This window comes from Eubacterium sp. AM46-8, from assembly GCF_003466705.1.
In the GTDB taxonomy this organism is placed as follows: Bacteria; Bacillota; Clostridia; order Lachnospirales; family Lachnospiraceae; genus Lachnospira.
In genome coordinates this window covers 32200-45141 of the sequence record NZ_QSEU01000012.1, presented here as the reverse complement: position 1 = coordinate 45141, position 12942 = coordinate 32200, and the positions used below count along the sequence as shown (strand labels likewise).

The 12942-nt window shown below is 34.3% G+C and carries 18 protein-coding genes; all 18 read left to right on the top strand.

Annotation, left to right across the window (positions count from 1 at the left end):
- Nucleotides 1-81: 81 nt before the first annotated feature.
- The 18 genes from DW963_RS09165 to DW963_RS09095 all read left to right on the top strand — a co-directional run bounded on the left by DW963_RS09165 (nucleotide 82) and on the right by DW963_RS09095 (nucleotide 12847).
- Nucleotides 82-1518 carry a S8 family serine peptidase gene (locus DW963_RS09165; RefSeq protein WP_006859490.1) on the top strand — a complete coding sequence of 479 codons (1437 nt, stop codon included), beginning with the start codon at nucleotides 82-84 and terminating at the stop codon, nucleotides 1516-1518.
- Nucleotides 1511-1930 (top strand): ABC transporter ATP-binding protein, encoded by a 420-nt coding sequence (locus DW963_RS13720; RefSeq protein ID WP_286169265.1) that lies wholly within the window; start codon nucleotides 1511-1513, stop codon nucleotides 1928-1930. The genes DW963_RS09165 and DW963_RS13720 overlap by 8 nt, the downstream gene beginning before the upstream one ends.
- A gap of 17 nt (nucleotides 1931-1947) precedes the next feature.
- The gene (locus DW963_RS13715; RefSeq protein WP_286169264.1) at nucleotides 1948-2940 is read left to right on the top strand and encodes an ATP-binding cassette domain-containing protein; all 993 of its coding nucleotides are present in this window, start codon (nucleotides 1948-1950) and stop codon (nucleotides 2938-2940) included.
- A gap of 12 nt (nucleotides 2941-2952) precedes the next feature.
- Entirely contained in the window at nucleotides 2953-3213 is a 261-nt protein-coding gene (locus DW963_RS13710; RefSeq protein WP_286169263.1) for a hypothetical protein, read from the top strand.
- 406 nt (nucleotides 3214-3619) lie between these two features.
- Nucleotides 3620-3979 (top strand): MmcQ/YjbR family DNA-binding protein, encoded by a 360-nt coding sequence (locus DW963_RS09155; protein ID WP_117915251.1) that lies wholly within the window; start codon nucleotides 3620-3622, stop codon nucleotides 3977-3979.
- Between the two features lie 762 nt (nucleotides 3980-4741).
- On the top strand, nucleotides 4742-5074 hold the full coding sequence (locus tag DW963_RS09145; RefSeq protein WP_014081275.1) for a helix-turn-helix domain-containing protein: 333 nt from the start codon (nucleotides 4742-4744) through the stop codon (nucleotides 5072-5074).
- A 44-nt stretch (nucleotides 5075-5118) separates the two neighbouring features.
- A complete protein-coding gene (locus tag DW963_RS09140; protein ID WP_286169262.1) occupies nucleotides 5119-5589 on the top strand; it encodes a LytR/AlgR family response regulator transcription factor in 471 nt (156 codons plus the stop codon).
- The gene (locus DW963_RS13705; RefSeq protein ID WP_353652800.1) at nucleotides 5556-5825 is read left to right on the top strand and encodes a LytR/AlgR family response regulator transcription factor; all 270 of its coding nucleotides are present in this window, start codon (nucleotides 5556-5558) and stop codon (nucleotides 5823-5825) included. The genes DW963_RS09140 and DW963_RS13705 overlap by 34 nt, the downstream gene beginning before the upstream one ends.
- 2 nt (nucleotides 5826-5827) lie before the next feature.
- Nucleotides 5828-5998 carry a hypothetical protein gene (locus DW963_RS13700; RefSeq protein WP_286169260.1) on the top strand — a complete coding sequence of 57 codons (171 nt, stop codon included), beginning with the start codon at nucleotides 5828-5830 and terminating at the stop codon, nucleotides 5996-5998.
- On the top strand, nucleotides 5962-7113 hold the full coding sequence (locus DW963_RS09135) for a sensor histidine kinase (RefSeq protein ID WP_286169259.1): 1152 nt from the start codon (nucleotides 5962-5964) through the stop codon (nucleotides 7111-7113). The genes DW963_RS13700 and DW963_RS09135 overlap by 37 nt, the downstream gene beginning before the upstream one ends.
- Before the next feature lie 103 nt (nucleotides 7114-7216).
- Complete coding sequence (locus tag DW963_RS09130) at nucleotides 7217-7381, top strand: cyclic lactone autoinducer peptide (RefSeq protein ID WP_006859755.1); 165 nt, start codon at nucleotides 7217-7219, stop codon at nucleotides 7379-7381.
- 14 nt (nucleotides 7382-7395) lie between these two features.
- Entirely contained in the window at nucleotides 7396-7980 is a 585-nt protein-coding gene (locus DW963_RS09125; RefSeq protein WP_117915249.1) for an accessory gene regulator B family protein, read from the top strand.
- A 189-nt stretch (nucleotides 7981-8169) separates the two neighbouring features.
- The gene (locus DW963_RS09120; RefSeq protein WP_353652799.1) at nucleotides 8170-8895 is read left to right on the top strand and encodes a LytR/AlgR family response regulator transcription factor; all 726 of its coding nucleotides are present in this window, start codon (nucleotides 8170-8172) and stop codon (nucleotides 8893-8895) included.
- Nucleotides 8896-10200 (top strand): sensor histidine kinase, encoded by a 1305-nt coding sequence (locus tag DW963_RS09115; protein ID WP_117915245.1) that lies wholly within the window; start codon nucleotides 8896-8898, stop codon nucleotides 10198-10200.
- Between the two features lie 152 nt (nucleotides 10201-10352).
- A complete protein-coding gene (locus tag DW963_RS09110; RefSeq protein WP_117915243.1) occupies nucleotides 10353-10817 on the top strand; it encodes a fibronectin type III domain-containing protein in 465 nt (154 codons plus the stop codon).
- Between the two features lie 169 nt (nucleotides 10818-10986).
- Complete coding sequence (locus DW963_RS09105; protein ID WP_117915241.1) at nucleotides 10987-11937, top strand: hypothetical protein; 951 nt, start codon at nucleotides 10987-10989, stop codon at nucleotides 11935-11937.
- 179 nt (nucleotides 11938-12116) lie between these two features.
- Nucleotides 12117-12698: an accessory gene regulator B family protein gene (locus DW963_RS09100; RefSeq protein ID WP_117915239.1), complete on the top strand. Its 582-nt coding sequence runs from the start codon at nucleotides 12117-12119 to the stop codon at nucleotides 12696-12698.
- Nucleotides 12695-12847 (top strand): AgrD family cyclic lactone autoinducer peptide, encoded by a 153-nt coding sequence (locus DW963_RS09095; RefSeq protein ID WP_117915238.1) that lies wholly within the window; start codon nucleotides 12695-12697, stop codon nucleotides 12845-12847. The genes DW963_RS09100 and DW963_RS09095 overlap by 4 nt, the downstream gene beginning before the upstream one ends.
- Nucleotides 12848-12942: the final 95 nt, after the last annotated feature.

The following is a 12942-nucleotide window of genomic DNA, read 5'->3' as shown; positions in this document are numbered from 1 at the left end:
TAGTATGTAATAAGGGCGTTTATCTTCTATCAAAAAGTAGGTTGATTGAGATTTATGTCCTTTTATTTGTAGAGGTGCGGTATGAGTCTTGAAATTCAAATTGCTGTAATAGATAGCGGATTAAATGAAAAGCTATTGGATAGGAAAAAAATTAGAAATCGGTTTGAAGTGGATGAAAATAATGATTTTATTGAAGAACGCTCGATGTCGAAAGCTAGTGATTTTCTTCATGGTACAATATGTGCTATAATAATAGAAAAGTATTGTCCTGATGCTGTGTTTAACAGTATTCGCATTCTTAATCAGAACGGAACAGGTGGGGTTGAAAAGCTAGAGCCTGCTTTAGAATGGTGTTGCAAAAATAATATAAAAATTGTCAATCTTAGTTTGGGGACTACACATTTTAAAGAAAAAGATATTTTAAAAAAACTAATTAATAGGTATACATATAAAGGACTGGTATTTGTTGCGGCTATATCGAATATAGGATATTTTACTTTCCCGGCAAGTTTTACTAATGTTATAGGTGTTGCAAATGTGGAAAGTCCTCTATCCTATTCCAAAGATTATATACATTTAGGGATAGATACAGTTACAATTTCAGAACATATAATTATGTTAGAAAATAAGGAACACAAAACTTCACCGAGTAACAGCTATGCAGCTCCTTATATATGTGCATTGATTGCAAATAAACTAAGCAATGACAAAACTCTCGATATAGTAAAATTAAAGAGATATGCTAAAGAGCAAAGCCATATTGAAATGACAGTGGATAGTTATGAGCCGGACTGGATTTACAGGGCGTATATATCGGGCAGAGGAACTATGAGCAGGGCAGAGTATTATTTTGAAACAGTTACAGGGGTGTATGATGAAATACAGGGGAAAATAGATACTGTAATAGCTTATTCTATGGCAGAATTAGAAAATTTGGATATAAGGAATAAGAACTTAATATATCTTGGTCATGAGGATATTCATAATATAGATGTTCAGGGGTTCATTTGGAGCAAGGAAACAAGGCAACGGCAAATTAAGCATAATCATTATCAGGGAAATGGTCTTGAAGTTCCGGTAGTGATACTGGCAGTGGAAGATGTAATAGACAAGTTCTATATACTCACAGAACTAAAGAGGGCATTTGCTAATGGTGGTTATAACGCATATACAATAGGAATGGAGCCGGAGTGTGTATTATATGCATTAGAATATATGCCGGAGCCAGTATCAGATATTGATGCTTGGAAAAATTTTATAGAGAGCCAGACTTTTTATAAACAGAGTGATTTGGTCATATGGTGCATTCCGGTGGAAGAACAGGATAAATATTTGAAAGTATATCCTGATTGTGATGTACAGATCAGTCTTTGCAATGAGGGAGATATAAATATTGTCCGGTTTTCTTTTGAAGGAGAAAAGATTGAGAAAAAAATATCTGGACTGATTGACAGAAAAGATGTTGAGAAAATATATCATATTATAGAAGCGAAACTGACGGAGGAAGAAGATGGATAACAAAGAGGCTGTAAAAAGATTACTTCTGTTACTAGGCAGATACAAAAAAACAATAGTTGTAATTGTCGGTTGTCTGCTTGTTTCTACCGGGTTAAATCTATGCGTTCCGCTGATCAGCAGGCGAATCATGGACGATGGCTTTATTGGCGGAAATAAGAAATTATTGATAGAGCTGGTCTTGGTGTCTATGGTAATCTACACTATAAATTCCCTCATAGATATAGTCAAGGAAAAGAAACGTGTAGATATTTCAGCAAAGATACAATATTTTCTTTCGGAACAGTCTTTTTCACATCTTATGAAGCTGCGGGTAAACTATTTCAATAACACAAACTATGCGGAGACTTTGAATAATATCAACACGGATATTAACCAGATGACATCTATTGCTGACAGCAGTGTTTTTTCGTAATTACGCAGGCGTTTAGCATGACAGGCGGCATAATAGGTTTATTCATAATAGATTTCAGAATGACGGTACTGGTTCTTCTGTTTATACCTATTAAGTGTGTGGTAATGAAATACTTTGCAAAAAAGCAAAAACAGATTATGGACGAGTTCATAAAAAGGAATCAGGAGTACGCAAAATGGTTTGGAGATACTGTTGGAGGGGTACGAGAAGTCAAGCTGTTTAATATCTTGGATAAAAAGCATGAGGAGTTTGTACTTAACCAGAACAATATTATAGAGAAACAAAAGCAGATGAATATGTTAGGGCAGTGGAATACGATAATAGATAGTATCATGGTACAGTTTCTTTCTACATTGTTATATATACTGGGCGCAAATTTAGTGTTTGATATGAAACTTTCAGTAGGTAGTGTGTTCGCTTTCATTACATATAGTGCTTATGTTACCGGACCGATTTCTGCAATCCTAAATATAGGATACCTGTTATCAGGGATTATTCCGTCAACAAAAAGATATTATGCGTTTATGGAATTGGAAGAAGAAACGGATAATGGAAAGAAAACGGATCTATGTCCAAATGATTTGAGATTGCAGAAGGTTTCTTTTGTGTATGAAAGGGATAAGTGCATTTTGAAGAATATTGATATATTATTTGCAAAATCCAGCAAGACAGCTATAATTGGGCGCAATGGTTCGGGAAAGACGACAATCATCAATCTTCTTACGAGAATGTATGAGCCGACAAGTGGTGAAATACTGTTGGGAGCAGAAAATATTTCAGAGCTGCCATTGCCAGAATACCGAAATATGGTATCGGTTGTGAGCCAACAAATCTATTTATTCAATGACACAATAAGGAATAATATCTGTCTGTATAAACAAATAGATGATACGGTGATAGAAGCTGCCTGCAAGGACAGCGGACTTGAAGATTTTATAAAAGAGGTTTCCTTAGATCATGTGGTAGGACAGAATGGGGCAATGCTCTCCGGCGGGCAAAAGCAGAAATAGCCTGCAAGGGCATTGGTGCATGACAAGCCGATTATTATATTTGATGAAGCTACTTCAAACACAGATGCTTATTCAGAACAGCAGATAAACGGACTGCTTGATACTCGGCTAAAAGACAAAACAGTGATAGTGATAACACATAAGAAAGAGATATTGAGCAAAGTGGATCAGATCGTTGTACTGAAGGAGGGAGTGGTTGCAGATTTAGGGAGATATGATGATTTGATAGGGAAAAGTGATGAACTAAATGTTATGTTGGAAAAAGCAGAATAAATATAAGAAAATCTTTTCAGAGTAGCAAGTCTTTTTTGCTTTTGGGACAAAAAGTATTATTTCTGGCAGAAAATGTGGAACATTATTAGATGCTTGTCGATAAAAAAGAAAAATAGAGAGAATTTGCATCATGCAGGTTAATTCTAATTATTCTATGAATGGTGTGCCGTATGAAACTAGACATAAATAGAATAATATTCCTCCATATTAGTGCGGAATATGCTGTTCATGAAAGTTAAAATCCCAAAGATGCAGAGATGTATATTATCAACAATTATACATTTCTGCATCTTTTTATTTTGAGCATTCCAATAGTAATACGCTAAATCTTAAATAACTGTATATGAGGAAAATATGATATGATTATATTCAAATATGAAATTACAGGATCAGAGGTATACACAGTATGTACAGAGACACTATATTTCAATATGTAAAAAAACAATATGGAACAATTCCAGAATATCTGTGGAATGATTTACCAGATAGTGCAATACTTCGTAATGACAATGGAAAATGGTACGCAGTATTTATGAATTTGGAAGGCTTTAAAATCGGATTGGATACACAAGATAGGGTTGATATTATGATTGCAAAATGTAAGCCGGATATGATAAGTGTTATGACACACATGAAAGGCTTTCTGCCGGGATATTACATGGATAAAAGCAATTGGATGACAATTCTTCTGGATGGGACAGTCCAGGAGGCGAAGATATTAGATTTTCTTGATATGAGCTATGATTTGACGGACGGGGCAGATTGAGGAAAGTATGAAATAATATTTAAAAACGATAATATCCACTTGTGAAGAAAGTTGCATAAAAGCTAAGTATATTTTCAATAAAGTTGTGAAGTTTATTTTTCATGGAAGTCTATCTTCTTTCGTTTTCCTATGGCTATTACCATAATGTTCTGCAAGATCTGTTTGTGCGACAACTGCATATTACATAGGGTAAAATCTGTGTGTGAAAAAGTTTGCATAAAAGCTAAGTAAGTTTTCAATAAAGTTGTGGAATTTGTTTCTCATGGAAGTTCATCTCCTTTCTGTTTACGCTGTCATTATAAAACACGAAGGGGGATATTACTTGCCAAAATAAAAAAATAAATAGACAAAAATTGCAACGGGCAGAAAGTGTGTAAATATTCTCTGTCCGTTGCAGTTTCTTATATATTTTTGCTATACCGATTGCTAATAATATTGCAACAGCGGATTTTATGATTCATTCCACGCTTATGAATGAACAGTATTCACATCAGATTGAAAATTTTAAAAACACTGTGGATGTCAGAGTAAAAGAAATGCAGTGATGGATATGATAAATAGCCAAAAAACGTCCGCTAATAGGATTTACAACAGAATATAAAGCAGATAAAGACGAATGGTATCAGATGTGCCATTCGTTTTTTAATAAAAGCACAAATTAACCTGCTTACGAGCATAAAATGATGTACGTTGGGTTGTTTTCTGGACTATGAGAATCAAAGTCCCATTGATATGATTAACATGGAAAAGAGGTGCAAAATCTTGGACACAGGAAGAAAAGATGCCAATATACAGATAGGAAAGAGACTAAGAGAGGCAAGACTGAATATGAACCTCGAAAAGTCAGAAATTGCGGATGTATTGGATGTTACAGTAGAACATTATCGAAAGCTTGAGGCGGGTATAACGGGAATATCTGTAGATAAAGTGCTGACACTCTATCATAAATATGGAATTGATCCTACATATCTGATAACAGGTGAGAGCAGTATGAAAGATTTTAATCTGGATTACTATGTTGCGAACAGCACAAAGGAGCAGAGAAATGATTTTTTTGACCGTGTGCTGGCTTATTTATCTAAGTTGATTAGATAAATTGAAGTGCTTCCTACTTCCAAGCCCGAAAAGGAGGAAGTGTTATGCTTAATATTGCGGTCTGTGATGACAGCAGAACAGATGTAGAAATGCTGGAAAGTGCTTTTGATAAGTTAGCGCAGTACCAGTTTTCTTATGAAGTGTATTTTACAGCGAAGGAGTTGCTGAAGCATGTTATAGATGATGGGGAAATGTATCATCTGTATATATTTGACATTGAAATGCCGGAGATGAATGGTTTGCAGCTTGCAAAAGAAATCCGGAAAATAGATGCCAAAGCATTGTTTGTATTCCTGACTGGATATACGCAGTATGTTATGGATGTTTTTGAGGTTATTACTTTTGACTATATTTCTAAACCGATTACAGTGGAAAAGCTGGAGTCCGTCCTTTTAAAAGCCATGCAGTATCTTCATATGATAAAGCGTGACTTTGTCTTTCAGTTCCGAAAAATCAGTTTCGTATTAGCTGCGATGATATTGTGTATTTTGAGAAGAAAGGTCGTCAGGCAGTGATACATACGATCTCAGAAAATTTCAAGGCAAATATGACAACTGAAGAAATATGGAAACAGCTTGATGATAAGGTTTTTGCCCATATTCATGTATCATATATCATCAATCTTGGGCATATCAGGGCGATTGAGGGAGATGAAGTAGTGATGGACAATGAAGAAAGACTTCTGATTGCCCGTTCCCATAAGCAGAATTTAAAAGAAAAACATATGGAGTTTGTAAGGAGGATGGTTTAAGGATGGAATATGTGATACGCTTTGCCATCAGCCTGTTTGATCTGGCAGTGTTTATGTATTATTTTCATTCCAATAAGAAAATGAAACCAGTATCAAAGGTATGGATATGGGCTGGATTTACCATTGCTGCAGTTATATGGACATTTGTCAGCAGCATAAAAATCCGTATCTGAATCTTGCGACTCTTTTGATTGTGCTTATACTGTTATCATTTTATTATATATCAGGAATGTGGACGAGAATTATAAATATTGTGACATTCATGGGTATTGGAATGCTGTTTGAACCTGTAGCCTTGCTGTTACTCCATGCGATGAATTTTCATGTGGGCGAAAGTTATAAATATTATTTTGTAATGGTAATATGCAGCTTTGTTCGTGGAAATGTGATGTATATTCTGTCAAAATTGATTTCAAAGAAAGGGATGCAGATTGCCGACTTTCCAAGAGAAATTTTGGGTGTGCTGGTTATGGTATTTACCTTTACGGTGTTGAATTGTTGCTTTGTTATTCTTTTGTCATTGGAAGCTGGCGGTGAAAAAAGCCTGCTTATGTGTGCCAGTATTGTAATTTCCATTGTCCTGACAGATTATTTTATGCTGTATATGATGGAACGTTTTAATTATCTTGTGCAAAAACAGTATGAGGATGCAATGTACAGGGAAGAAATGCACTATAAAGACATCTATTATGAAGAAGCAGAAAAACAGAATAAGGAAGTGCAGAAGTTAAAGCACGATATGAAACATAAATTGCATGAACTGTATCATCTGGTGGAAAATAGTGATGGGCAGGAACTTTCAGAGAAAATCGGTGCGATGTGCATGGAATTTGAGCAGATAGATGAAAAGCAGTATTCTGATAATCCAATCGTAGATTCTGTGCTCCGCATTAAATTTGGCAGGGCAAAGGCAAGGGGAATAAAAGTAGAAACATCTATTCGTATTCCAAAGCAGATGCAGCTTGATCACGGGGATATAGGTGTATTGTATGGAAATCTTGTGGATAATGCGGTAGAAGCCTGTAGTAAGGTGCCGGAGGGACAGCGTTTTGTAAAGATTGAAAATAAGTACCAGTCCGGGATTTTGCTTCTTATAATAACAAACAGCAAAACAGGAAAGAAAAATAAAAGCCTGAAAACAACCAAGAAAGATAATATCAGACATGGGCATGGTGTTCAGAGTGTTCGTAAAGTGGTAGAAAAATACAATGGAACGGTCAGTTTTACAGATAAAGGGGATATATTTGAGGTTTCTGCAATGCTCTATGGAATTGAAGTGAAGGAATAAATGCAAAGCGTTACACTTAAATGTCAATCTGTTACACTTTGACGGATTTTCCTGTAAAGTATGATATAGTGCATTCATCAAATGAAAAGGAGGACATACATATATGTCAAAATTAAGAAGATTGATGAACCGACTCAGTCATGGAGCATTAAGCAGCGTGGCAGCACTTGCCCTTACGGTAACTGCAACAAATATGAACCGTTGCTGCTGGTTTATTTTCGGACAGGACAAGTTACCGGATAATGCGAAAAAACTTAGAAAATTTTAAGGTGGTAACAGGGTATGATTGCTAAATTTGCAAAGAAGATAAATGAAATATTGATACAAAAGGGGATTGTGCAAAAAGAGGATGCAGAACTGTACCAATATGGGATAGAAAATGGTATTGTTGTTGCAGGAAACCTTTTGGCTTCTGGAATATTTGGCATTGTGACGGGGAGACCGGGACTTGTTCTGGTCTTCCTGTTATTTTATGCCTCGTTGAGAAGCTATAGTGGGGGCAGCCACTGTAAGAGTAGAATCGGCTGTTTTTTGATATCAATGGCAATTTTATTTATTCCGGTTTATACATATGAGCCTGTAATGAAAAATGTTCCTAATGCCGTGATTTTATTGATCGGAGTTCTTGCAGTGGTAATTATTATTGTCCTTGCCCCAGTGGAAAGTATCAATAAACCGCTTGATGAGGAAGAAAGAAGGTATTATGCAAGGGTAACACATTGCATAACGGCATTACAGGTATGTGTTCTTATCATTTTGTTTTGTCTGGATCTGCAAGATTATTTTTATGCTGGGTATGTGAGTATAGTCCTGATAGCAGTATTTATGGTTATGGGAAAGATTGCAGTGAAACGATATGTGCAATAGCAAAATGTATTAAAAATAGGTATTGATATATAATTTTGTAGACGAACATGGAATATTACAAATATAGAGTAGTGGTTAAAATTTTGGATGAAAATGCCGAAATATAATAAAAAATAGGAAAATATACAAAAAATAATCCAACCAAATGAAAGAAGTATGTCAAATTTGTGTGTGGAAGGGGATGAGCATATGTTCACAATTGCTATATGTGATGATGAAAGACATTTTAGAAAACGGATTCATGATATTTTAATAGAATATATGAACGAAAATGATATATTGTACGAAATTGATGAATTTGAATCAGGAAAGGATTTTATAAGTTTAGGTATCAATCTGGCAAAGTATGATATTGTTTTTCTGGATGTAAATATGGATGAACTGGATGGAATGGAAACTGCGCAGAAAATAAGAAAAGTCAGCAATGATGTTTTTATAGTTTTTGTTACAGCATTTATTACATGTGCCCCTCAAGGATACAGCGTAGGAGCTATAAGATATATTTTGAAAAATAATGTAAATTTTCCAGAATTAATATTTGAGTGTATGGATGCAATCAGCTTGAATATGAATTATGTAGCCCAAAAGAAGAAATTTAACTTTAATGAGGGTGCAAAGGTTGTAGCATTAGAGCGTTTGTTATACATAGAGAGCAGATTGCATAAACTGGAATTTTACATTATGGAGGACAAGTTAAAAAAATATTCAATATATGGCAAACTAGATGAGCTGGAAAAAGAGTTGCAAGGTAATGATTTTATCCGGATACATCAAAGTTATCTGGTTAATATGAAGCATATTGAGAAAGTCAGCCGGTATGAGGCGTTATTGAACAATGGTATTAAGTTGGAAATTCCAAAAGCACGATATAAATTTGTTGAAGAAACATTTGTTTCGTATAAAGGAGAATTGTAGATGCTGATTAGTTACATTCAAAGTATTATGATGATAATATTGGAGGTAATATGCTGCAAAATATTTTTTGAAAGTTTTGCTGAAAAGAGATCAAAAAATAATTATAGAAATTATAGTATTATTTTAGGAATTGTGGTATGTGAATATGTAATAGCTTCATTATTTTATGATAAGTTTATCTTGAAACAAATATTGGCTATAGTTGCTGTTGCGGTGTTTATGTGCTTTTATTTTAAAGTTCATTTCGGAAAAGCAATAATCTTATCATTATTATTTCAGGCATTACTGCTTTCTGTAGACTATTTTACACTATGGTTAAATGTTTCTCTTTTTGATAGTATAGCAGAAATTAGCAGGTTGCATTTTGTAGGTGGAAGTTTAATAATGGTTTTGGGAAAAATAATTCTTTTCCTAGTTGTTTTGCTTATCAGGAAGAAAGTAGGAGGGGAGTCCTCGGATGTTTTAAGAAGTATAGATTGGCTTCGATTTATTTTTTTCCCAGTTTTTACAATCTTCACAGTTATTGCATTGATCATAACATCTGGAAACATTGAGAATCAAAAGCAGGAAAATGTATTCTTGGTTATAGCATTGTGTTTAGCAGGGATGAATATAGTTGTGTTCTATATGATAAATGATATATTAAAACGTGAAATTATGATTCGTGAAAATGAAGTGTTTCAACTGAAAGCACGAAATCAGACAGACATGTACCGTTCTATTTCAGAAAATTTTGTTAAACAACGGAAAAAAACACATGAATATAAGAACCAGATTATATGCATTGAGTCTTTGATAGAGATGGAAAATTATGATGAACTAAAGGATTATGTGAAAAGTATAAGCGGAAATTTGAGTACAGAGTTAGATTATATTAAAACAAATAATGTGATTATTGATGCTATATTAAATAGCAAATATAAGGAAACATTGGATAAAGGCATTGTATTTATCTTTCAAATCAATGATCTATCAGGAATTAAAATGTGTGATGAGGATATTGTTGTTATATTATCGAATCTTTTGAATAATGCAATAGAGGCTTGTGAAAAGTGTTCAGGCAAAAAAATTATGAAAATGAAACTGGTTAAAGAGAAAGACAACATTATTATATCTGTAAAGAATACATATGATGGTAAACTTAATATTAAAGATGGAGAAATACAGACCTCAAAGAAATATGAAATGGATGAGCATGGGGTTGGAATAAAAAATATAATTGAGGTTATAACAAAATATCAAGGCTCTTATGCTATGCGAAACGATAATAATGAGTTCTACTTCTCAGTTATATTGCCAAACTAAGATGAACTTTAAAAAAGTGATTTGCTTCCAGTAAATCAGTTTTTGTCATTTTCTGCAAAAAAAGGTCATTTTCTGCAAGGAACATTGAATGTGTTATTGGAAGTGCTTATGATAAAGATGTATTTGGGGTATTCAAACAAGGAGGATTAAGTATGAAACACATTAGAAAATTTTTTCAGACAATTATGGTAATGGCATTAGCTGTTTGCTTAACAAGTATGCCGGTAATGGCTCAGGAGGTAACCGATTATGATGTGGTACAGCAGGAAAATGAAGCTGTGACATATGCCTCTGTTCCGAGTGGTTATACACGTGTAGCTACATACAGCAGATCTCCACAGACATATTATTTGGGAACAACATCTGTGCGGAGTACATCTACATTCCAGTTGTATCTGCCGAATGAAAATCGTCAGGATTGGATTCAGGGGAATGTTAAATTTACTCCTGTAGGCAGCGGTACAACGAAAGAATTTGGATTCACAAATTTGTCGGGTGAATATAAGACTTTTGATTTATCCGAACTTACACCGGGGACGACATATCAGGTAAGAGTGTATGCGTATGCATTTGGTACTTCAAATAAAGCTACGGCGTATTACAAAATGAACTATTAATGTATATTTAAAATAAGAATATCCTGAATATAAAAGAATTGACGGTTGCATTTTATGAATTTTAATACTTCTGAAATGAAACCGTTAATCTTGATTTTGAGGATGGCTTAAATTATTAAAATGTGTAAATGCTAATAAGAGAATATAATGTTAGGAGGAATGTAAGAAGATGATCGGAAGTATAGGAGCGGATAACCGTTATTCTACAAAATATAACAACTTAAAGTCAAACAGGGAATCAGATAAGTGGGGTGGTACTTTGACGCAGACGGTAGATAAGAATACTAGCAGTAGAGCTGATGTCAATCGTGCTAAGAAAAGTACAGCGATGGATTCTTATCTGGTACTATCAGGAAATGGTGTAAATAATTTGAAACAGGCGTATTCACAGTATGAATCTGAAAATTATAGAATTGTACCCGACAACGAAGCAGGATGTTTTGATATATATAATAAAGACGGTGAGCGTTTGGGTGCATTTTCCTATTCCGATATAAAAATAAGACAGGATGAAATAACAGGAAAGCAGTTTTTGATTTCTGAGCATGGAACGATGAATTACGACGCTTTGGTTTTAGACGATGAACTAAAAGATGCATTGCAGAATGTAATGGATAAAGATGCGTTGGATGTGGAAACATTGCAAGGATTTACATTAAATATACATTCAGGTACTGGCATCCAGTATTTAGTAAAAGACGGTGAAGAAGGAAGAGGTGGCAAGGTTCTTCTGCAAAATGAAGCAGATCGGAAGAAGTATGAAGAATTAGCGGAGATGTATTCTGATAAATATCCTAACTTAATTGAGAGTCGGGAAGAAGGTTTTATCTGGGCTGATTTAGAGATTAGAGGAATGGCAAAACGGACAGATCAGGGAATTATATCCATAGGAGCTGATGGAATGTCATACAGTGACAATGAAAATTATAAAAACAATTGGAGTGTCCGGTTTTCTGGTGCTATGTATGAAAAGCTGTATGAATGGTTTCAGAATAACAAGGATAGCATGGAGGAAATTCATAAATTTTCTACATGGCAAAAAGTTTTTGATGAAATTGGTGGGACATACGAAAGAGTCTGGTCTAAAGAGGAACTGGATCAAGGATATTTGAATAATTAAAATATGTAATGTTATGCTAAGTATCGTTTTTAATTCTACATATGGAACCTTAGAAAAGTGATTTGCTGCAAGCAAATCACTTCTTTTTTGTCATTTTCTGCAAAAAAAGGTCACTTTCTGCAATGGATATTGTTTTGTAAACAGATAAAATTATACTTAATTTGGCAGGAGGCATAACTATGATTGAAAAAATAGCGGATGATTTAATTGGTCAGATGACGGAAGCAAGGTTAATTGACAAAGAGATGGAAGCAAGATATGTTTATGTTTTTATCTGTTGGATAGAGAAATTTATTACTGTTGGCAGTATTATCGTAATCAGTTTGATGTTTCACAAGCTGCTCCCAACTATATTTTTTCTTGTGTTTTTCTTAGAATTAAGAAAGAAAACTGGCGGATATCATCTGGACAAGTTTTATAGATGTTATTTAGCATCCATTGTTTCTTATTTAGTTATTGTGATTATAAGTGAAAAATTGTCAGAATATCCACAATGGTTATTTGCAATAGTACTACTTGCTATAACAGGGATAGGATTGATTGGTACAGCGAATCATCCTAATATGCACATGACATCAGAGGAATTGATGGAATCGAAAAAATCCGCGAGGACTATTGTTTTACTTGAGGGGTGCATAATACTTGGCTGTGTTCTGTTAGATGCAGATATGGTTTACATTAGTTATATGGCAATAGCTGTTATATTATGTGCAGCTTTGCTGTGTATAGCAAAAATTTTTAAACAGGAGGTGAAAGAATGAAGAAGGTTAATAAGAAAGTGTTGAAGGTTGTAGAACATGTCATGAGAAATGAAGCTGTATATGGAATAGATAGATTCCCGCCTGCATGCATGGGAATATTTCATCAGCCGAAACGCCCAATCAGCCAGAAAAAAGTGAAAAAAAATTAGCTGGCGTATTTTACTATTATATTTGTAGCCATAGGTGCTATAGGAATTTAATTGCTTATTTTAAAGTAAGAAGTATAAAAAGGAGGAATGGTAGT